This window comes from Pseudoalteromonas sp. NFXS39, assembly GCF_040148775.1.
Classification (GTDB): domain Bacteria; phylum Pseudomonadota; class Gammaproteobacteria; order Enterobacterales; family Alteromonadaceae; genus Pseudoalteromonas; species Pseudoalteromonas apostichopi.
Genome location: NZ_JAGDEC010000011.1, coordinates 29,875 through 52,823, shown reverse-complemented (window position 1 = coordinate 52,823; position 22,949 = coordinate 29,875). Strand labels below are relative to the sequence as shown.

General features: G+C 42.3%; 16 protein-coding genes. 13 read left to right on the top strand and 3 right to left on the bottom strand.

Going from position 1 to position 22,949, the window contains the following annotated elements:
• Nucleotides 1-32: 32 nt before the first annotated feature.
• From J3455_RS17800 to J3455_RS17790, 3 genes are all read left to right on the top strand, one after another.
• Entirely contained in the window at nt 33-647 is a 615-nt protein-coding gene (locus J3455_RS17800) for a methylamine utilization protein (RefSeq protein ID WP_239977116.1), read from the top strand.
• A complete protein-coding gene (locus J3455_RS17795; protein ID WP_349562119.1) occupies nt 637-1,866 on the top strand; it encodes a hypothetical protein in 1,230 nt (409 codons plus the stop codon). Before J3455_RS17800 ends, J3455_RS17795 begins: the two co-directional genes overlap by 11 nt.
• 74 nt (nt 1,867-1,940) lie before the next feature.
• Complete coding sequence (locus J3455_RS17790; protein WP_130049973.1) at nt 1,941-3,542, top strand: methyl-accepting chemotaxis protein; 1,602 nt, start codon at nt 1,941-1,943, stop codon at nt 3,540-3,542.
• Between the two features lie 56 nt (nt 3,543-3,598).
• On the opposite strand, the gene speE is transcribed toward J3455_RS17790, so the two are convergent.
• Complete coding sequence (gene speE / locus J3455_RS17785; protein WP_054562846.1) at nt 3,599-4,462, bottom strand: polyamine aminopropyltransferase; 864 nt, start codon at nt 4,460-4,462, stop codon at nt 3,599-3,601.
• A 198-nt stretch (nt 4,463-4,660) separates the two neighbouring features.
• On the opposite strand from speE, the gene speA reads away from it, so the two are divergent.
• From speA to J3455_RS17765, 4 genes are read left to right on the top strand one after another with little or no spacing between them, the layout of a single operon-like run.
• Entirely contained in the window at nt 4,661-6,541 is a 1,881-nt protein-coding gene (speA, locus tag J3455_RS17780; RefSeq protein ID WP_297331366.1) for a biosynthetic arginine decarboxylase, read from the top strand.
• A gap of 21 nt (nt 6,542-6,562) precedes the next feature.
• Nucleotides 6,563-7,441: a 1-acylglycerol-3-phosphate O-acyltransferase, YihG family gene (gene yihG / locus J3455_RS17775; RefSeq protein ID WP_178926502.1), complete on the top strand. Its 879-nt coding sequence runs from the start codon at nt 6,563-6,565 to the stop codon at nt 7,439-7,441.
• Nucleotides 7,442-7,469: 28 nt separating this feature from the next.
• Nucleotides 7,470-8,393 (top strand): 1-acylglycerol-3-phosphate O-acyltransferase, YihG family, encoded by a 924-nt coding sequence (gene yihG, locus J3455_RS17770; protein ID WP_130049969.1) that lies wholly within the window; start codon nt 7,470-7,472, stop codon nt 8,391-8,393.
• Entirely contained in the window at nt 8,390-9,640 is a 1,251-nt protein-coding gene (locus J3455_RS17765; RefSeq protein WP_130049968.1) for a mechanosensitive ion channel family protein, read from the top strand. Before yihG (J3455_RS17770) ends, J3455_RS17765 begins: the two co-directional genes overlap by 4 nt.
• Here J3455_RS17765 and chrA read toward each other — a convergent pair.
• Nucleotides 9,637-10,773, bottom strand: a complete 1,137-nt coding sequence (gene chrA / locus J3455_RS17760) for a chromate efflux transporter (protein ID WP_239977112.1) — start codon at nt 10,771-10,773, stop codon at nt 9,637-9,639. The genes J3455_RS17765 and chrA overlap by 4 nt on opposite strands.
• A gap of 33 nt (nt 10,774-10,806) precedes the next feature.
• On the opposite strand from chrA, the gene J3455_RS17755 reads away from it, so the two are divergent.
• Both J3455_RS17755 and J3455_RS17750 read left to right on the top strand, forming a co-directional pair.
• Nucleotides 10,807-11,676, top strand: coding sequence for a substrate-binding periplasmic protein (locus tag J3455_RS17755; protein WP_130049966.1), 870 nt, complete (start codon nt 10,807-10,809; stop codon nt 11,674-11,676).
• A gap of 80 nt (nt 11,677-11,756) precedes the next feature.
• On the top strand, nt 11,757-12,389 hold the full coding sequence (locus J3455_RS17750) for a YiaD family glycine zipper/OmpA-like lipoprotein (protein ID WP_130049965.1): 633 nt from the start codon (nt 11,757-11,759) through the stop codon (nt 12,387-12,389).
• A gap of 225 nt (nt 12,390-12,614) precedes the next feature.
• On the opposite strand, the gene J3455_RS17745 is transcribed toward J3455_RS17750, so the two are convergent.
• Nucleotides 12,615-14,387, bottom strand: a complete 1,773-nt coding sequence (locus J3455_RS17745; RefSeq protein ID WP_239977110.1) for an ABC transporter transmembrane domain-containing protein — start codon at nt 14,385-14,387, stop codon at nt 12,615-12,617.
• Between the two features lie 77 nt (nt 14,388-14,464).
• Here J3455_RS17745 and J3455_RS17740 point away from each other — a divergent pair, with 77 nt between their 5' ends.
• From J3455_RS17740 to J3455_RS17725, 4 genes are all read left to right on the top strand, one after another.
• The gene (locus J3455_RS17740) at nt 14,465-14,869 is read left to right on the top strand and encodes a DUF3224 domain-containing protein (RefSeq protein ID WP_130049963.1); all 405 of its coding nucleotides are present in this window, start codon (nt 14,465-14,467) and stop codon (nt 14,867-14,869) included.
• A 39-nt stretch (nt 14,870-14,908) separates the two neighbouring features.
• Nucleotides 14,909-15,526 (top strand): LysE family translocator, encoded by a 618-nt coding sequence (locus J3455_RS17735; RefSeq protein ID WP_130049962.1) that lies wholly within the window; start codon nt 14,909-14,911, stop codon nt 15,524-15,526.
• Between the two features lie 186 nt (nt 15,527-15,712).
• The gene (locus J3455_RS17730; RefSeq protein WP_349562118.1) at nt 15,713-18,607 is read left to right on the top strand and encodes a TonB-dependent receptor; all 2,895 of its coding nucleotides are present in this window, start codon (nt 15,713-15,715) and stop codon (nt 18,605-18,607) included.
• Between the two features lie 22 nt (nt 18,608-18,629).
• The gene (locus tag J3455_RS17725) at nt 18,630-22,946 is read left to right on the top strand and encodes an alpha-1,6-glucosidase domain-containing protein (RefSeq protein ID WP_349562117.1); all 4,317 of its coding nucleotides are present in this window, start codon (nt 18,630-18,632) and stop codon (nt 22,944-22,946) included.
• The last annotated feature ends 3 nt before the right edge of the window (nt 22,947-22,949 follow it).

Here is a 22,949-nt window from a genome sequence, read left to right as displayed (position 1 = left end):
CCAAGTCCAGCACCTAAAAAGGTTTAGCAAAAATGACAAGAATAACCCTGTTGCTACTACTATTGTTTAGTCAATGTTTATTGGCACAGCAAATACAGATAGTTGATAAGCAGAATCAACCTCTCAAAAATGCCGTGGTTTGGCTTAAAGGTTCAAAACAAGTTACAGCTCTTGATAGTCATTACACTATGAGTCAAAAAAAACGTGCCTTTGTGCCTCATGTGCTGGCAGTGCCACAAGGGGCTAATGTTGAGTTTCCTAACCTTGATTCAATTATGCACCACGTTTATTCATTTTCTAAAACAAAGCAATTTGAGTTAAAGCTTTACCACGATAAACCAGAAAAACCGATTAACTTTGCACAAACAGGCGTTGTCGAGCTTGGCTGTAACATTCATGACTGGATGCTGGGTTATATTGTAGTCGTTGATGGCGGTATTTATGGGCAAACCGATGAGCAAGGTATGGTTGAACTAAGCTTACCTAAAGGTAAGTTTACTTTGGCTGTTTGGCATGACCGATTTAATGATATCAGCACACCAGAAACCATCGAGATCAAAAACACGGCTAAGCAATTAAGTTATCAGTTAAAACAAACTTTATTACCAAAATTAGAACTAAGCAGCGACGAATTTGATGATTATTAATAAATGGCACGCCTTGGCATTATTTAGTGTTGTGGGGTTACCTATACAGGCCTTTGCCGAGCATGATGGGCAGCTAACCGTAACGGCTGTGCGTGGCGACCAACTGTCGAGTTATCAGCGTAAGGGAATCGGCTTATACCGTTATGACCAAGAGCATGATGGTGTCGTAATATCACAAGCTATGCTAAGTAGTCGTTTTGAATTAAATAGCGATTGGTCTGCGCATACTGTGCTTAACGCTCATCCAGATCCTGAACTGACAGTAGGCTTTACTCAGGCTTATTTACAATATCAGCCTCTCACTGCAAGTCGCTACAAATGGGCTGTTAAAGCTGGTGGCTTTTATCCAAAAATGTCACTAGAGAATCCACAAAGTGGCTGGATGTCACCTTATAACTATACTAATTCTGCGATTAATACATGGATTGGTGAAGAGGTACGTGCTTTTGGTTTAGAGGCAAGCATTAAGCGCCCAGGTCGACAGTTTAGAAGTAACCACAGCTTTGAAGGGGTTGCGTCGGTGTTTAAAGGCAATGATCCCGCCGGTACTTTATTGTCATGGCGGGGCTTTGCTATGCATGATAGGCAAACTACCTTTAATGAACGTATTGATTTTGCAACCCCTAATTCATTTAATTGGTATCAGTTAAGTAAGCAAGCTGAGCATGTTGAGCCTTTCGAAGAAGTTGATGGCCGCTTTGGTTATTACGTTGGCGTGCATTGGGATTATCAGAAGCGATCGCAATTACGTGTTTATTATTATGATAACAATGGCGATCCAGGTGCTTTGAATACCGATACTGGTCAATACGCATGGGATACTCGCTTTTTAAGCGTTGCTTGGCTATATAAAGTTAATAAGCAAACACGCATTATTGCGCAATTGTTAGATGGTAAAACTTCAATGGGCCCTCACCGTGGGGTAGATAATGATTTTTATAGTCATTTTGTTTTATTAAGCCACAAGTTAGACCAGCATCGTCTCACAATTAGGTATGATTATTTCAAGGTTAGCGATCATGATGATTGGCAATTTGATCCTAACCAAAGTCGTGGAGAAGCTTTAACCGCAAGTTGGCGTTATCAACTGTCAACTCAGTGGCAAGTAGGTGCTGAATATTCAGTGCTGAGCAGTGACGCTCAAAACAGACCCGGTATGGGATTTAATGAGCATAACTCGCAGCAGCAATTGCAATTTTCAGCGAGTTGGTTTTTTTAATTTCATACACTTTTTTAGTTTTTCTACTAACATTCTAATGAACGTGCTGATTAGAATTTGAATTGGGATAATGTATGAAGTTACAAAGCATTCGCGTCAAAAGCTCTTTACCAATTGTGCTACTTGGCATTGCTGTCGTCATTTTAATTGCCGGCTATACCTATCTAATTAACCTTCAAAAAGAAGCGATTGATGCACAGTCAGAACGTTTCTTAAATGCGGTTTCTGTGGTTGTTAATGCTGACCGAGACCTGTACCAAGCTAAAGTGGCAGAGTTGCATCTTGTTACTCAAATGAAAGGTGATAAAGAGCAACTAACAGATCACCAAGAAAATGCCGAGCAAGTTAAAGAACGATTTAAGCAATATCTATCTTATATGTCGCCATACTCTGAGATTACGAGTCAATTCCGTAACTTTGATAGCGCATTTGATGCATGGTACACAGCATCAACAAGTTACATAAATAACCCTGCTGATGCTTCGCAAAGACAAGCTGCAGAGCAATCCTTTTCGGCACTACGTGATATTTTAGATAAAGCCGGTGAAGCGGCAGATAAAACCTCTCAAGCAGAAACAGAAAAGCTGATGGATAAAGTAATGGGCTTTAAAGTGATGCTTATGCTGATGATTGCAGTTGTTCTGGCAGTTGCTGGTTGGTTTAGTTATTTTGTGCCACGCCAGCTTACAAAACAAATTAACTTTGTCACAGAACGAATTAACGAAATTGCCTCTGGAGATGGAGATTTAACAGGTCGTATTAATGTTAAAACGCAAGATGAATTTGCTGAGTTGGCTACTGCATTCAACCGCTTTTTAGATAACTTACAACAGTTAATCAAAGATATTTTAGAACAAGCGAAAGAGCTACATAATCTTGGTAATGATTTAGACAACTTTGCTAATCAAAACCACCAAGTAAATCAAAAGCTCAGCCAAGCGTCTGAGTCGATAGTCAGTGCTGTACACGAAATGAGTGTAGCAAGTCGCGAAGTGGCCAATGTGGCGCAAAACTCATCTCATGAAGCCGATAATTCACAACAGCTAGCTAAACAAGGCTTAGCTGCGGTTGATAATTCAAGCCGTAAAATTATTGCGCTGTCAGACAACATGGAGCATGCCAGCCAGCGTTCAACAGAATTGCAGCAAAGCTCAGACAACATCGCCAAAGTGCTTGAAGTAATTCGAGCAATAGCTGAACAAACAAATTTGCTTGCTCTGAATGCTGCAATTGAAGCCGCGCGCGCCGGTGAGCAAGGTCGCGGTTTTGCGGTCGTTGCTGATGAGGTTCGTACCCTAGCAACTCGCACACAAGAAAGTACTAATGACATTCAAACTATGGTTGAACAGTTTGCTACAAGCGTTGAGCAGTCACTGCAAGCTATTAATAGTGGTAAGCGCTATGCCGATGAAGCGGTTGAGTCATTTACACAAACCAATGATGTGCTTAACTCAATGCAAGAGTCATCAGTTAAGGTAAATGATATGGCGATGCAGACAGCGCAAGCGACGGAAGAGCAAACTGCTGTGGCAGATGAAATTAGCCAAAATTTATCAGACTTAAACGATCAAACCCAACAAGGGGGCGGCTTAGCAAGTTCAACACAAGAAGTAGCTAATCGTATGAACCAACTCACTGATGAGCTCAATCATTTAGTAAATCGATTTAAAGTCTAATCATAAGCCAACAAAAAAGGGCTCAATGAGCCCTTTTTTACATCTAGCTAAAACGCTTACTTTTTCTCAAAAGCACGCTTCATATAATTTGGTGTCGCTAATGCGCCGTGGTGAATACCTGCATTATAGTACTCTGTGCTTTGCGCCAGTGTATTTGCATCATCTTCACGAAACCCTGCGAATGCTTCTGACTTACGAGCAAGGGTTACTGACCATAAGCCACTTGGGTAAATTGGCTGTGGGAAAGGCAGAGTTTGTAGATCAACAAAGCCCACTTCTGTCATCGCATCGCGCATTTCTACTAATAGTGGCATATGCATAAGTGGTGATTCACTTTGCTGAATTAAGATACCGCCAGGGCGAAGTGCAGTTAAACAGCTCGTATAGAAAGCATGGTTGAATAAACCTTCGCCTGGACCAACAGGATCTGTACCATCGACAATCACTACATCGATTGATTCAGGCGCTGCTTCACGCATGTACTTGATGCCGTCGTCAAACATCACTGTAGCGCGAGGATCTTGATTTGATTCACACAGCTCAGGGAAGTATTTAAGTGACATTTGTGTCACGACTTCATCGATATCAATTTGTGTTACGCTTTCAACACCTGGGTGCTTTAATACTTCGCGCAATGTACCGCAGTCACCACCACCAATGATCACAACATTTTTTGGATTTGGGTGTGCAAGCAATGCCGGATGGCTGATCATCTCGTGATAAAAAAAGTTTTCACGGCTACTTACCATAGTACAACCGTCAATAATCATCAGATTACCGAAGTCAGTTGTTTCGTACATTTCTACTTTTTGAAATGGCGACTGTTGTTCATCAAGCTTTTTAGTAATGCGTAGTGAAAAGGCACTACCATCACGGTCACTAATTTCAGTGAACCAGTTGTTTTGATCTAAATTAGCCATCTTGCTCATACACTTTTGGTTAATGGTAAAAAAGGGGGGCAATTTTGCCAGTGCTTGACCAATTGCTCAATCAAATTTTAATCAGTATAGCGAATATTTTTTATCACTTTGGCATATAGCGCAATTTTTGTTAGCGTGGTCAGCCCTAGCGTATTAAAATGTGCGTTTATATTTAATGAAATTACAGAAGATATTGCCATGACTTGGGGTTTAGACAAAGCACGCGATACATACAATGTTGCTCACTGGAGTGACGGTTACTTTGACATTAACGCGCAAGGTGAGCTGGTGGCTTACCCTGATGGTGATCAAACTAAAGCTGCGGTGTCTTTATCTGAACTGACCGAGCAATTCAAAAAGCAAGGTCTTACTTTACCTGTACTAGTACGCTTTACTGACATTCTACAAAATCGTGTTGATACTCTGACGAGTGCTTTTACCAAAGCGTGTAACGCCCGTGAATATCAAGGTAGTTATACTTGTGTTTATCCAATTAAGGTTAATCAACAGCGCTCTGTTGTGAGTAAACTACTCGCTCATCCAAGTGGTTTAGTAGGCCTTGAGGCCGGCTCAAAGCCTGAGCTTATGGCGATTTTAGGTGTAGCGAAAGAGCCAATTACCATTGTATGTAATGGCTACAAAGACAGTGAATTTTTGCGCTTGGCCTGTATTGGTCAAGGCATGGGGCACAAGGTTCACATTGTTGTTGAAAAACTCTCTGAACTGACTACCTTGTTAGCTGAAATTGATGACTTAGGAATTGAGCCATCAATCGGTATCCGTATTCGCTTAAACTCGGTAGGTAAAGGTAAATGGCAAAATACCGGTGGTGAAAAAGGCAAGTTTGGTTTAACTGCAGGCCAAGTACTTTCTGCGGTTGAGCTACTTAAGTCGCGTAATAAACTTCATTTAATGCAACTAGTGCATTTCCATATTGGCTCTCAGATTGCCAATATCCGTGATATTCATCGGGCACTGCGTGAATGTGCTCGCCATTTTGCTGAGTTAACTCAGTTAGGCGTGCCACTTAATACAGTTGATGTAGGTGGCGGTTTAGGTGTTGATTATGAAGGGTCTGGTTCACGTAGTTCGTGTTCAATGAACTACAGTGTTGATGAATATGCACGTAATGTAGTGAATGCGTTTGCTGAAGTGTGCCAACAACATGACCTTAAACACCCAGCCATTATTACCGAATCAGGTCGTGCGTTAACAGCGCATCATGCGGTATTAATTACTGATGTTATCGATGTCGAGCGTGCGCCAAATCATGAAAACCCAACAGCGCCTGAGGCCGGTAGCGTATTGGTACTAGATGAAATGTGGCAGTGTTTACAGCGTTTAACACCGCGTATGGCGCTGGAAATTTATCATGATGCAATGCATCTATTTAGTGAAGCTCATGATCAGTATGTGCATGGCTTACTCACTATGCTTGAATGGGCGAAGCTTGAGCAGCTGTATTTCACCATTTTACACCGCGTTCGAGCATCCCTCAGCGAAAATGCCCGTGCCCACCGTGAAGTGTTAGATGATTTAAACGAAAAACTGGCCGACAAGCTATTCGTTAATTTCTCATTATTCCAATCACTGCCTGATGTTTGGGGTATTCAGCAATTATTCCCTGTGATGCCTGTTGAAAACCTACACCAGCCGTTAACGCAACGCGCTATTATTCAAGACATTACCTGTGACTCTGATGGACAAATTCGTAACTATGTTGAAGGTACCGGCATTGAGAGCAGCTTACCTATACCTGAGTACAAGCAAGGCCAGCAATATCACATTGCGATGTTCTTAGTGGGCGCGTATCAAGAAATTTTAGGTGATTTACATAACCTATTCGGCGACACAGATTCAGTGCATGTTGAACTTACTGAAGCTGGTTATCAGCTGACTAACGCGATTAAAGGTGACAGCGTTAAGGACGTATTAAAGTTTGTTGATTATGATAGTGACATTCTTGCTGAAAACTTTGCAAAACGGGTTAACTCACTGGCAATTGATGAGCAATCTAAGGCACAATATTTGTCAGAACTAAATGCTGGCCTTTCTGGCTACACGTATTTTGAAGATTAAGCATTAAAGGAATAAGTAGTAATGTCCATGATCCGTTGTGTGTTCAGTTTTTTATTCTACACCCTCAATACACTTTTTTGGTTCGTGCCCATCTTTATTTGTGGCGTGATTAAACTGATCCCAATTAAACCTCTGCAAAAATTAATGAGTTGGGTTGCTAAGCAATGCGCCACTATGTGGGTGAGTTGTAACAGTATTAACCAAAACTTATTTGCTTCTTATAAGCTAAACGTAACCGGACTTGAGCAGCTCAAAGCAAAAGATTGGTACTTGGTGATCGCTAATCATCAAAGCTGGGTAGATATTGTCGTAATGCAACGCGTGTTTAATCGCCGCATTCCTTTTTTAAACTTTTTCTTAAAAAAAGAACTAATTTACGTGCCTTTCTTAGGTCTTGCGTGGTGGGCATTAGATTTTCCCTTTATGACTCGCACTAGCAAATCACAATTAAAGAAAAACCCTAAATTACGTGGCAAGGACTTAGAAACAACGCGCAAAGCTTGCGAAAAGTTCAAAGAAATGCCGGTAAGTATCGTTAACTTTGTTGAAGGCACACGTTTTACTGCCGAAAAACATTCACGCCAAAACAGCCCTTTTGAACACTTGTTAAAGCCAAAAGCGGGCGGGGTTGCGTTTGTTATGCAAGCTATGGGTGAACAAATTTCAAAAGTGGTCAATGTAACCATTCATTATCCTGATGGTATTCCGAGCTTTGTTGATTTTGCCAGTGGTCGTGTTACGCAAGTTGATTTGCGAGTAGAAGTGATGGAAGTGAGCCCTAATTTAATCGGTGATTACACCGGTGATGCTGACTTTAGAGTTAACTTTCAAGCTGAGTTAAATCGCATTTGGAATGAAAAAAATCAGCAGCTAGCCGAGTTAGAAGCAAAAACGCAGTAGTATTGCTAACGCAGTCGAGAGCACATATATGTTAAAGAAATTTTTACCAAATTGGTTAACAGGCATCCTAGTCAGCATTGTTTTGTTTGCTAATGTGATTATTTGGGGCACGCTAGTGCTGCTGTTCGGTGTGCTTAAATTATTACTACCGTTTAAAGTGGTTAGCGATATTCTCCATGTAGCTTATCGTGGTTGGTGCAAAGGTAACCGTTTCGCTTTGTGGTTAGGTTGCCCAACGATTGATATCGATATTAAAGGCAATATCAGTAAAGATGGTTGGTACTTACTTATTTCTAATCATATGAGTTGGCTCGACATTGTTGTGTTAAGTGCGATTGATGTGTTACCTGCGCCAAAATTCTTCTTAAAAGACGAGCTGAAGTATGTGCCGTTCATTGGCACCGGCGCTTGGGCTATGGGTATGCCTTTTATGAAGCGCGTTAGCAAAGCGCAGCTGGCAAAAAATCCCAAGCTGAAAGGACTTGATGTAGAGCGTACCAAACGCAGTTGCCGCGATTTTCGTAATCACCCAACGACTATAATTAACTTTGTTGAAGGCACTCGCTTTACTTGTCAAAAACACAGTAAACAGAATAGCCCGTTTACTTACCTCTTAAAGCCAAAAGCGGGTGGTACTGCATTTGCCCTTGAGGTATTAGGTGAGCAGTTTGATGCATTATTAAATACCTCGATTATTTACCAGGGGGAAGGCGAGCATATTTGCCGAAATCTGATGCGTGGTCGTCTTAATGTCATAAAAGTTGAGATGCATGTGCAAGCAATTAGCGCAGATATGATTGGTGATTATCAGCATGACAGAGCTTTTAGAACAGCTTTTCAACAACATATTAATGAGTTATGGTTGCAAAAAGACGCTCAGCTACTAACTTATCATCAAGCCCAGCAAGCTGAGTACCTTGCCAACATCAATAAAGAGGTTGAAGCGCCATGAAGCAAACTCACCTGCAAGAATTGGTGATGCCTTGGTTTGAATCAATGCCAGACGCGACGCTGTTAAGCGCATTAACGGCGACAGCTATCGGCGTTGGCTCATTACTAATAATCTATACGTTTACCCGCCGCCTGCTACTGCCGGGCATCCAAAAGGTTGTTACTCGTCTTTCACCAGAGCGCATTGGCGCGCTGACACCTATGCTCAATAAGCTCAATCGTCGCTTTGCTGGAGCATTGTGTTGCGTTCTTTATTTGGCAACTTTTGATTACGTATATCCTGTCCATGATGTTGCCTCGTTGGTCCTTAAAACCGTGGGGCAAGTTGCCCTGATCATTTATGGTGGTTTCATTTTAAGTAGTGTGGTGAGTATTGCAGGTGGTATTTATAACCAACTTGACTTTGCCCGTGATATTCCGATTCAGGGTTTGATACAGGTAGTAAAACTTATCACTTTTATGGTTTGTGCCATCCTTATTGTGAGCATTTTACTAGAGAAGTCACCGACATATATTCTCTCAGGTTTTGGTGCGATAGCTGCGGTCACCTTACTGGTGTTCAAAGATACTATTTTGGGTTTTGTAGCCAGTATACAAATTGCAGCTAATCGTTTAGTGACCTATGGTGATTGGATCCAAGTGGATAGCTATGGCGCAGACGGTGAGGTTATCGACCTTGGCTTAAATACCGTAAAAGTACGAAACTGGGATAACACCATTACAACTATCCCAACTTATATGCTGGTTGCTGGATCATTTAAAAACTGGCGAGGTATGCAAGAGTCAGGTGGTCGTCGTATCAAGCGTGCTTTAAATATTGATATGAATAGTATACGTTTAGTCGATGATGCGTTTCGTGAACAAATTGATGCTGCTATCCCACTTAACGATTATATTCGTGTTTCAAGCTTGCCTGATCCGGTGACAAACCTTGGTTTATTCCGTCGTTATGCTGAAGGTTACTTAAAACAGCACGAAAAAATTAATCGTGATTTAACCTTAATGGTGCGTGAGTTACAACCGATGAATCATGGTTTACCCATTGAGTTTTACTGCTTTAGTGAAGATAAGCGCTGGATTTCGTATGAGCACTTGCAAGCAGAGATTATGGATCATCTACTTGCTGTGTTGCCTATATTTGGACTTAGACCTTATCAAAGTGTTACTGGGCAGTTAAGTACAAGCGAATCCCAAACAGGGCTAAAACCAAGTATCAAGGTTGCTAACACTGTGCGTGAAAAAGCTTAAAACTGACTAATCAGTACGCTGATAGCAATAAATCCTAACAATAGCCACCAAATTGGTGGCTTTGCTATTCTTAGCCAAGTAAATGCCGCAATAACTAAAGCTACTTGCCACAGATTTTGCACGGCCGATTGCCAAATAGGTGAATAAAGGGCGGCAGCTAAAAAGCCTACCACGGCGGCATTTAATGCTGAAATACTGCCTGCAAAGCGAGGCTTATCAGCCAGTTGTAGCCAGCTTTTCATAAAAGCTAACATCAATAAAAATCCCGGCAAGAAAATCATGATGGTCGCGACAATTGCACCTATAAGTGGCGTATTTGGAGACACTTGTGCGCCTAGGTATGTTGCTATGGTAAACATTGGTCCTGGAATGGCCTGAGCACTGGCATAAGCAGATAAAAACTGCTCGGTTTCAAGACTCGGCACACCAGCTTGTAAAATGGGTAATACAACATGGCCGCCGCCAAAGACCATAGCGCCTGTTTGGTAAAATGGTGCAAACAAAGAGAACCACTCGCCTAAAGGTAAAAAGCTCATCAGTAACAAGGCGGTAAATAAACCAAGCGGTAACCAAGCAATTTTCACAGGTTTATGTTCTTGGTTCTCTGGCAGTTTAAGCTGAGGATAAAACCAACCTATGGCTGCAGCCGCAATAAGTACTAAAATTTGACTTGATAACTGTGAAAATACAATCAGCGCAACAGTACTCAGTACTGCTATGAGTTTATGTAAGTGGCTTTTGCAAAAGCTCATTGCCATGCTGTAGGTTGCATCGGCAACGATCACTACAGCAAATAGTTTAAGTCCAGCAATGACTGCAAAGTAAATATCACCAAATTGGTGAGCACTGAGAGCCAGAAAAAACATGATTAAAAATGAGGGCAGGGTAAAGCCTACAAAAGCACAAAGACCTCCCAGTAGCCCACCTTTTTCAACCCCCATTGCAAAGCTAACTTGGCTCGACCCCGGGCCTGGTAACGCTTGGCTCAGGCTAATTAGTTGAGCATAACGTTCTGCTGAAAGCCATTTTAAATTATCAACAAAGTGGCGCTTAAAATAACCAAGGTGTGCTGCAGGACCACCAAAGCTCATACAGCCTAATAAAAAGAATTGTTTAAAGATGATAAATAACATTACTTTTGCCGTTCCAGGGTGAATGTTTCTATTATGACAAAATTGTATGACATTTTTGTGGTTTTTATGACACAAGGCCGTCTACAATATAGAGAACGAGTGAACGTAGTTATGAGTATCACTATGAAACGCTATATTACCTGTTTATTGTTATCGCTATGCAGCAGCTTTGCACTTGCAACTTCTTTTGAGAAGGTTGTGGTGGCTGTTGATCATGCGCCTCCTTATGGCATGGTCACTGAAGATGGTAAAGTGAGCGGCGCGATTGTTGATATTATGCGTGAGGTGCGGCGTACTTTACCAATCAAACTTGAGTATGTTGCTTGCCCGTTTTCTCGTTGTCTGAAAATGCTCGAACAAAATGAACTAGATGTGATGGGCGGACTCATTCGCACCAAAGCACGTGAACAAAAAATGCAGTTTCTCACCCCTCCATACATGATGTTGTCGTCTTCTTTTGTGTTTTATGCAAGAACTGATAGCGAGCTTGAAATAAATAGCTATCAAGATTTAGCCGGTAAACGTATTGCTGTAATGCGAGGTGCAGCACACTTTCCTCGTTTCGATAACGATAAAACACTTATAAAAGTTGAGGCTTTAAGTGAAAATAATGCATTTGAAATGCTATTAAAAAATCGTGTTGAGCTAGTGATTGCTGTTGAGAGCACAGCTGATCATGCCTCTGTATTTCTGCAGCGACCTTCACAAGAAATCGTAAAAATGCCGTATCGCCATAAAGATGTCATATATGGTCACATTGCGTTAAGTAAACAATTCGCACGCTCAGATTTGGCCGAAAAAATTCAAGAGCGCCTCAATACGTTAGTCCTCAATGGCCGCTTAACAGAATTGGTCAAAAGATATAACTTACCTCCGATTACTACTGTAACACTTGATAAGTAACCCACTCTTCATCGTTTGTTCATAGAAACTCATTCATAATTGTTAACAATTCAATTTGAATAATTGCCATGGAGAGACACATGACTTTTACAAAATCAGTTTTAACAGTGGGCGTTTTAGCCGTTCTTTTAACAGGTTGTGAGACAACTAATACAGGTAAAGGCGCTGCGATTGGCGCCGCAACAGGTGCAGTTCTAGGTAAAGCAACAGGTGATCACGACGATAAACGTATCTTCATTGGTGCAGCTATTGGTGCATTAGCTGGTGCAGCCGTTGGCGATTATATGGATAAGCAAGAAGAAGCATTTCGCGATGAGCTAGCGGGCTCTGGTGTTGAAGTGGTTCGTGAAGGCGATAATATCCGTCTGGTCATGCCATCAAACATTACTTTTGCGACAGATCAGTCATATATTTCATCAGGTTTCCACAGCACGCTAGACGCGATTGCTAACGTGATGAATAAGTACGAAAAAACGTATTTAAGTGTTGAAGGTCATACAGATAGCACAGGTAAAGATAGCTACAATATGACGTTGTCTCAGCAGCGTGCACAAAGCGTAAAAGATTACCTAGTTAATCATCAGATCATGTCTGCGCGCATTAGCACAAAAGGTTATGGTGAAACGCGTCCTGTAGCGAGCAATGACTCAGCAAATGGTCGTGCTTTAAACCGTCGCGTAGAAATTCAGATCGTACCAAATACACAAGGTTAGATTTTATACCAATCCGCAATAATACTTAGTCATTTTGAGGGATTAAACCTGTCGCTAACTGCGTTAAAAATTTCTGATTTAGAACAACTAAATAACGAAATTTTTGCCTTGTTATCAACGAGGTTTTATTGCCTCAAAATAGACTACTTAATTAAGCTAATTGGTATTACATCTAAAGTTGTGGTCAGGTTTGATATGCCCTTTCAAACCTGACATTCCTCTTTTTTAATCTCGATTAAACTGTAATTCGCACAATTGTTTATACAATGGGTTAGTCTCAAACAATTGCTGATGTGTACCAGTTGCAATTATTTCCCCTTTATCCATTACAACAATTACATCGGCATGTTTAACCGTTGCTAAACGATGGGCAATAATGAGTGTTGTTCTGTCTTTCATTAGATGCTTTAACGCAGCTTGTACATGAAACTCACTTTGTGCATCGAGTGCACTGGTTGCTTCATCAAGCAATAAGATAGCTGGGTCTTTTAATATTGCTCGCGCGAGGACTATGCGTTGTTTTTGCCCACCAGAAAGCCTGACACCTTGCTCCCCTAAAAAGCTGTGATAGCCATCAGGTAGTTGATTAATAAACTCATCGGCATGGGCATATTTAGCCGCAGCATATACTTGTTCGTCGGTGGCGCTTGGGTTGCCATAGCGTATGTTATGCATTACGTCCGAGCTAAATAAAATAGGGTTTTGTGCCACCATACCCATTTGCTGGCGTAAGCAATCAAGGGAAAGCGCTTTTATGTCAATGCCTGCCAGCGAAATACTTCCTGAACTTGGGTCGTAAAAACGTTGCAGTAATTCAAACAGTGTGGTTTTACCAGCGCCTGACGGGCCAACTATAGCGACAGTTTGCCCCCGCTTTACCTGTAAATTCAGTGTATTTAAAGCGGCTTTATCAGGCCTTGAAGGGTAATGGAAAGACACATCATTAAATTGGATAGCAGGGTGGGTGAGCTTGTTTGCTTCAAATTGTGCATCGTTATTCGTATCCGGATTTTGGATCATGCTTTCAACGGCTAGTAGCTCTAACAATCGTGCTGCTGCCCCTGCGGCTCTTTGTAGTTCCCCATATACTTCTGCAACTGTTGCTACAGACATGGCCACCATAATTGCGTAAAACACGAAAGCGCCTAGTTCACCACCTGTCATGGTGCCAGCTAATACGTCACTGCCGCCAACCCAAAGCATCACACTAATGGCACTAAAGGTTAGGAATATAACCGCAGCAATTAAAAACGAGCGCTGTTTGATGCGGCTCTTCGCTACTTGAAACGCTTTGTTTGTCTCTTCGCTAAATGCCGCTTTTTCACGCTCTTCATGGCTATAACTTTGCACGACTTTGATATTTTGAATGATCTCACCTGCATAGGTGCTGATATCGGCAATAGCATCTTGGCTGTAACTTGCGAGCTTTCGTACTTTGCGACCAAAAATCATCATCGGTAGTAATACCACAGGCACGCAGGCAACAACCACAAGGGTTAGCTTTAAGTTGGTGATAAGTAGCATAGCTAGACCACCAATGAGCATTAAGCTACTGCGTAGTGCCATTGAAAAAGATGAGCCGATGATAGATTGCAACAAGGTGGTATCGGTGGTGAGACGCGACATTAGCTCGCCGCTGCGGTTTTCTTCAAAGTAGCTGGGGTGCAACGTAACAATACGATCAAACACAGCTTTACGCATATCGTTACTGACTCGCTCGCCAATCCACGACATTAAATAAAAGCGACAGAAAGTACCTACCGCTAATAAGCTAATCAAACCAATCAGTGCCATTACTGCTTGTTGGAGCTGAGCTTGTGAGCCAGCAATAAAGCCATGATCAATAACAAATTTAACGCCTTGCCCAAGTGATAAGTTCACACCAGCGGTGAGCAACAAGGCGCCAAGCGCTGCAAACACCACCCATTTATAGGGTTTTATAAAAGCTAAAATTGGTAACAGGCTGCTAAATGCCGCCTTTTCTTTATTGTTAGGCATGCTAGATTCTTATTGGTGAATAGGGTATAGATATGGTTATCAACGCTCTAAAAATCAACAGTTATTAAGGGATTAGTATGGAATCTACAACGATCAGTGGTCAATTCAGCGTAAAATTAAACCCAATTGGCGGATATGCCACAGGCCAAGATGGCGTTAATTTAGGACGCATGTCGATTGATAAACAGTTCTCAGGCCCATTAGAGGCAACAAGCCAAGGCGAAATGCTCAGTGCCATGACTGCAACTCAAGGCAGTGCAGGCTATGTAGCAATTGAGCAAGTTGTTGGTAGCTTAGAAGGTAAGCAAGGTAGTTTTGTACTGCAACATTTTGGCACTATGGATAAAGGGACTGACCGATTAACTTTAGAAGTGGTGCCTGACTCCGGTGCTGGAGAGCTTGAAGGTATTTCAGGTAAAATGGCAATTCGAATTGAATCGGGTATTCATTATTATGACTTTGAATACCAACTGATGGACTAACATTACATCAGTTTTATTGTTAATAGAGAATAAAGAATAATGACACTAACTGAGTGGTTGAGTTTAGTTTTAATTTGCGTGATGGGTGCTATGTCTCCGGGGCCAAGTTTAGCTGTGGTTTTAAAGCACAGTCTACATGGAGGTGTGAAGAACGGCATGTTAGCGGCGTTAAGCCATGGTATTGGGGTTGGTTTTTATGCGTGTGCCTCGTTACTTGGCTTAGGCGCGCTGATGACTCAGTTACCAACGCTTTATCAAGTGCTGGTCTATGGCGGTGCAGCATATCTCGCCTATTTGGGGATTCGTATTCTGTTAGCTAAACCTAGCCCGCAAACACTGAATGTTGAGCAGACTAAGCCAAGTCCTCGCATCGCTTTGCAAGATGGTTTTGCCATTGCTTTTTTAAATCCAAAGCTTGCGGTATTCTTTCTAGCCCTATTTTCGCAGTTTATTGACCCAGAGAATCTGACTTTGCAAGTCGGGTTGATCATGTGTTTAACCGTGTTTGTACTCGATACAGGCTGGTATCTACTTGTTGCACTGTTAACCGAAATATCAAAAAAGCGTTTTGGTTTTACTAAGGCGAATCCATGGTTTGAAAAATTGCTAGGGGTAATTTTTATTACCTTAGCAGTTCGCGTCGTTATTACCCTATAAATCTCTCTTTGTTGCGATTACACCACTAATAAAAAGGGAGGTGATCGCAGCTCTCCCCAGTAAGCTCCTATTGCATACGTATTCATCACACAATATTCACCTTTTGGTTACACTTTATTGGTTGTTTTTTGACAACAACAATAACCACAAATACAACACCTCCAACGACAACAGGGTGGGAATCCAATGGGGAAATTCAAGCTAAGTGCGCTTATGCTGGCCTTGGTGGCAGCAAATAGTGCAATGGCGGCGACGGAAGAAGAACGCACATCGGCAAAGGAAGTAGATCCTGAGCTTGAAGTAATTGAAGTGCGCGGCTTCAGTCGCAGCTTAATTCAATCATTAAATCAAAAACGTTTTAGCGACACAGTCTCTGAGCAACTATCAGCTGATGACTTAGGAGCATTACCTGATGTGTCGATGGCTGATGCATTAACACGGCTACCGGGGATCTCAGCGGTACGTACCGGTGGCCAAGCTGCCGAAATAAACATCCGCGGTTTATCCGGTGGATTTGTTTTTTCGACATTAAATGGTCGTGAGCAAGTATCTACCAGTGGTAGCCGTAGTATTGAGTTTGACCAATATCCGTCTGAGTTAATCAGTTCGGCGGCGGTGTATAAGTCACCCAAAGCATCACTTATAGAAGGGGGCGTAGCGGGTACAGTAGAGTTACAAACAGCCAGCCCATTGGATAATGACCAGCAACACAAATTTACCGCTAATGTGCGGGGTATGTATAACGACCGTGCTTCAGAGGTATTCGATGCTACCGAATACGGCGATCGTATTAGCTTCTCTTACCAAGGTAAGTTTCTTGACGATACATTAGGTGTCGCATTGGGTTACGCACGTTTATTCCAGCCAAGTGTGGCGACTCAGTTTATCGGCTTTGCATATAACGGCAATAAAGATGTTGATGGGTTAGCAAATGATACCGATGGCCCTGCAGATAACCCTGCTAATGAATACATCAGCGAGGGTTTTGAGCTTCAGCATTTAGGCGGTGAAGAAACCCGTAATGGCTATTTAACCTCGATTGAATGGGCGCCAACCGATAGCTTTAAATTAAAAGGTGATGCGTTTTTATCTCGTTTTGATAGCGAGTCATTTGCCCGTGGTTTCCGGGTTAAGTTCGGTGGCCCATCTGCTGTATATGCTAACCCAGTACTTGATGGTAATGCGGTTATTGGTGGTGCGATTAACCGCACATCAAATAGCTTTACTCGCGTTGAAATCGTTAATGATGATAACCAAGACTTCGATGAAGTAGATAGCTACGGTATTAATGCAGATTGGCAAATTACCGAGCGTTTAAACATGAACGCTGACGTGTCGCTATCACGTGCTAAGAGTAACTTCCGAAATGGTTTACTTTGGGCATTGGTTGCAGAAGATGCTACCGTTGAAAACCCTGTGTTTGATACCAATGTATCACTTAACTATCAATTGAACGGCTTAAACTTACCTGATATTGGCTTTAATCAAGCCGACGCATTTAGCGATATCGACCGAGTTATGGTGAGTAAATACGGTATTTATCCGTATGAAAATGAAGATGAAGTAAAAGCATTTCGACTCGATTTTAAATATGAGTTAGAGAACAATTGGTTTAGCTCAATTGAATTTGGCGCTCGTTATTCAGACCGTGAGTACAGTAATAATCGCTCTGTATTTGAATACGGTAACGATGGCGCATTCTCTTCGACACAGCCGCCACTTCGTCTAACTGACGATATGACTACAGTAGTTGATTGGCAAGGTGAATTTAGTTATTTCCCATCATACTTAGCGATAGATTTAGATAAAGCGCTCAATGCGTGGTTCCCTGATGGTATTCCACAGCCAGTACAAACTTGGGGTAATGCTGATGGTGTTGTTGATTTAGATGGTGATGGTGAGCCAAATGCACAAGGCTATACTACTAACTATTCATGGACCATGCTACAAAGCGGATCAGTTTACGAAGAAGTGGTATCAGCGTATCTTATGCTTAATATTGATACCGAAATTGGTACTCTACCAGTCACAGGTAACCTTGGTATTCGCAGAGTTGATACAGACCAGTCAGCGACAGTACTTGAAAATGTCGGTGGCGATCCGCAGCTTGGTGCGCAATATATTGTCGATGACAATGGCATTGTTAATGACCTTTATGCGCCTAGCGTGTTAGGTATTAAATACACTGATTACTTACCATCGTTAAACCTGAATTTTAAAGTAAGTGACGCGACACAAATTCGTTTTGCTGCGGCAAAAGTGATGGCGCGTGCTCCAATTAACCGTTTAGCAGGTGATGCTAGTGCATCGGTTAACAATGACGGCGAAATTAACGGTTCAAGTACCAATAATCCATTCTTAAAACCTTTCTATGCGGACCAGTACGATATCTCATACGAGCAATACTTTGAAGACACAGATGGTGCTCTGGTTGTTGCTGCGTTTTATAAGAATATTGACTCATTCATAGATACGGTAGCCATAGAGAACTTTGACTTCAAAGGTAATGGTTTTAACGTACCAGAATACATTGTGGACCCTGTCAGCGGTGAGCAAATCGAAACTACTAATGGTGTGTACACTACTGCGGTTAATAATGCCAAAGGTGGTTATATTCGTGGGATTGAGCTTGCCTATACGCAAGTTTTCTCTTTCTTACCATCACCGTTTGAAGGTCTAGGCATTAACGCTAGTTACTCATATACCGAGAGCGAAGTGCAATCTATTACTGATTTAGGTGGCGATTCTGTGTCGCAAGATTTGCCTGGCCTTTCAAACAATGTCTTTAACGGCATACTTTTTTACAGCTATGAAAACTTTGAAACACGTTTGAATGTGCGTTATCGCGATGACTTTGTTTCAGAGCAAGTTGCTGTCAATGAGCAAGTGGTGAATTTTGATGCGGAAACGGTTGTCGATTTCCAAACATCGTATCAGTTCACAGATTCATTCGGCATGTTATTACAAGTGAATAACCTGACTGATGAACCAACACAAAGCTACTTTGGAACAACCAGTAAAACAGGGACCACGCAATTCTTTGGTCGCCAGTTTTATCTAGGTTTTACCTATAACCATTGATCAGTAAGCTGGAGATAAAAACATGAAAATAATAGCTAATTTTAGCCGCTTACTGATTGCATGCAGTATGGTATTGCTAGCTGCATGTGGTGGTGGCGCAAGTAACGATATAGATTCAGGGCAAGTTTTATTGACCTGTAGTGTCCCGCAAGTCCCCAATGAAGCGGGTACTGAGTGTGTTGATCCACCGCCGATTAGTTGTCCGGCACCAACGGTACCAGATGAGAATAATGAGAGCTGTGTAGTTGGTGCTGATCCAACTCTTCCTGACCCTGTGGTTTTCCCCGCAGATGACGAAGCCATCTTATTTTATAACCGCACCAGTGATGATGCCTATGAAGGTTACCGTCTTCACTCATGGAATAATGATGACTGTGATGCGTACGCAGCGCCGTTTGATGCCACTGATTGGGCCAATGGGCATGAATACGATGGTATTGATCCTAACTATGGTGCGTACTGGATTGTAAAACTAAAAGAAGGTTATAACGAGTGTGCTAACTTCATCGTGCATATTGGTACCGAAGGATCTGGCAAAGCGTTTGGTGATGTCGATTTAAAAATGCCATTGATGCAGGACGATGAAAAGTTCCAACGAATGAACTTTACTATTCATGGTGAACCATCAGTATTTGAATACCCAATTGTTAGCTTAGGTGAGCGCCCGGTGAGTATTTCTGGTGCATCAGCGCATTGGATTGATTTATCTACTGTGATTTACCAGCCAAGTAATGAGCTGACAAGCATCATTAAATTACACTCATCAAACAATGCAGATTTAGCTGTCGATGAAGATACTGGTGAGTTAAATGGTCAAGTGGTTGAGCTTACATCGACATCTTTGAGCGATGAACAAATCGCTAAAGTGCCACACCTTGCTGGATGGAATGCATACCAAGGTAGCTGGGATGCAACTGCAGCAAAAGAGCTTATTAAACAACAGTTGGTTGTGGCAGGCTATGATGCTGATGGCAAGCTAATTGAAGCAACCTATGTGCAAACAGCTAAAGCCCTAGATGATTTATATACCAGTGGCGAAAGTGACGCTAATGAAGCACAACTAGGTGTGCATTACACCAATAATGGCATTGATGTGTCGGTATGGGCGCCGACTGCCAGCAATATGAAATTAGCGCTTTATGATGCTGATAAAACAGAGCTTGAACAACTTGCTATGACCTTTGATAGCGCAACGGGTATTTGGTCAAGCAATCTCGATATCAATCACGATCGTCATTACTACCGCTTTATGTTTGATGTTTATCATCCTACGACTAAGAAAATTGAAAGCTTATGGAGCACAGATCCCTATTCATTGAACGTTTCAACCAATGGTTTATACAGCCAACTGGTTAACCTTGATGATGAGGATACTAAACCGACCGGTTGGGATGAGCGTATGGTGCCAACGGTTGATTACCCTGAGCAAGCGGTCATTTACGAAGGTCATGTGCGTGATTTTAGTGTGCGTGATGAAACGGTCAGCGAAGCAAACCGGGGCAAGTATCTAGCGTTTACTGAGCTTGATAGCGCACCAATGCAACATCTTAAAAAGCTAGCAGATAATGGTTTAACACATTTTCATTTACTGCCACTAACAGATATTGGCACCATTGATGAAGATGCCAGTCAGCGTGTTGATATTACCGCAACCTTAGGTGATTTATGTAGCCGCATTGACGACAATGCAGATGCATGTAAAACCGAAGACAAAAACGCATTAATTGTTGACCTTATGGCGTCATACCTACCTGGCTCTGATGATGCACAAGCGCTTGCCAATGCAATGCGTGGTGTTGATAGCTTTAACTGGGGTTATGATCCGCACCACTTTATTGCTCCAGAAGGTTCTTACGCTTCATCGCCAGAAGGTATAGCGCGAGTTAAAGAGACGCGTGCGATGATCCAGTCTTTACAAGAAATTGGTTTGCGTGTTGTGCTTGATGTTGTTTACAACCACACTACATCATCTGGTGTTTGGGACAAATCAGTCTTCGATAAACTGGTACCAGGTTATTACCATAGATATAACGAAACATCGGGTGATATTGAGCGCTCAACGTGTTGTGAAAATACTGCAACAGAACATGTCATGATGGATAAGTTTGTTGCTGACTCTATGGTGATTCTAGCTCGTGATTTTGGTTACGATAGCTTCCGCTTTGACGTGATGGGGCATATGCCAAAAGCATCAATTATGACTGCACTTAGTGCAGTGCAAGCAGTTGACCCTGATACCTATTTCTACGGTGAAGGGTGGAACTTTGGTGAAGTGGCAGATAACCGTTTATTTGTGCAAGCGAAACAAATGGATATGGCTGGCACTGAGGTAGGTACCTTTAATGACCGTATCCGTGAAGCAATTCGCGGTGGTGCGTTCTTTAGCAATAATGCCACAGATGGCAATTTATCTGAGCAAGATACGTTGCGTTTATCACTGGCAGGTAACTTACAAAACTACATTCTTAAAGACTTTAAAGGTAATTCAGCAAAAGGCAGCAGCTTTAGCTGGAGTGGTCAGCCAGCGGCTTACGCCCTTGACCCGGCTGACAGCATTAACTATGTCTCTAAGCATGATAACGAAACACTATGGGATCAGCTGCAATACAAGCACGGCACTAACTTAAGTATTGAAGAGCGTGTACGTGTTCACAATATGGCTCTAGCTATGCCACTGATGAGCCAAGGTATTCCATTTATGCAAATGGGTGCGGATATGTTGCGCTCTAAATCAATGGATCGTAACAGCTATGATTCTGGTGATTGGTTCAACTTTGTTGATTTTAGTATGGATACCAATAACTGGAATGTAGGCCTACCGCCTGCGCAAGATAACCAAGCGAAGTGGGGCGAAATTGCGCCTATTTCAGCAAATCCTAACGCACAAGCGATGGCAAGTGACATTGAGTACGCAAGTAATGTATTTACTGAATTCTTGGCAATTCGTAGTGCCAGCCCACTCTTTAGTTTAACCACAGAGCAAGACATTTTAGACCGTGTTGGCTTTCACAATATTGGTAAGCGTCAACAGCAAGGTTTAGTTGTGATGAGTATCGATGATGGCGTTGGGTTGACTGACCTAGATAGCCAATACGATGCCATTGTAGTGGTTATGAACGGTACTGAGCAAAGCTTATCGCATACGGTATCAACGGCTGCGGGTTTTGAGCTACATCCAGTTTTAAAAGCCAGTGTTGACTCAAGTATGTCAGCGGCAAGCTTTATAGCTGGTGAGGGTGAAGGTACCTTTAATGTTCCGCCATATACTGTTGCAGTGTTTGTGAAACCACAAGGTGATGCACAAGGCGAAGGCCTAAGTGCGGATGCTACTGTAGGTGCGCCAGATATCGTGCCATTTGGTAGCACAACGGTTTATGTTCGTGGCTCATTAAACGACTGGGGCACGGCAAATAGCTTTGAATATGTGGGTAATGGCGAGTACAAAATTGCGATTCCTTTAACAGCGGGTAGCTATGAGTTTAAAGTCGCTTCTGAAGATTGGTCTACCGTTGATTTTGGTGCGCTTTCTGCAGATGATGCTGAAGTGATCGAAGGCGAAGATGAGCCATTGACACGCAGTGGTGCCAATATGACCTTTACGGCGGCAATGGATGCTATTTATGTATTCTCATTCGATGCCACAGACACCGATAACCCAATACTTAAGGTATATAACGAAGAGCCATTTGTTAGCACACCGATTTATGTACGCGGTAGCTTAAACGATTGGGGTACCAGTGACGAGTTGATGTATCAAGGTAAAGGTATTTACACCTTCACTAAACAATTATCTGCAGGTAGCTATGAATTCAAAGTGGCCTCTGAGGATTGGAGCACGGTGGATTATGGCTCAGGTGAGAGTAGTGCGGCTGTGACTTTAGGCACAGAAAAACAGCTTGCAGTAAAAGGTGCAAACATGACAATTGATATTACAACCGATGGTCAATATCAGTTTGTATTTGACGCCAGTAATCTCGAAGAGCCTCTTATGGCTGTGTTCAACGCAGAAATGTTTGGGGAAACTCAAGTATACTTACGCGGCAGCGTCAATGGCTGGGGAACGGATAACCCTCTAATTTATGCAGGTGATGCGATGTACAGTACAACCATGACATTAGAAGCTGGTGACTATGAGTTCAAAGTTGCTTCTGAAGATTGGAGTACAGTAGATTATGGCGGCAGTGGTGATGCACCTGTCGCTGTGATTGGTGAAGCGGCCTTACTAGAAGCCGTTGGTGCTAATATCGCCTTGAATATCCCGACAGCGGGTGATTACCGTTTTACCGTGCAAGGACCCGATCTGAGTAAACTAACAGTGACGGTTGAAGCAGTGGAATAGCTT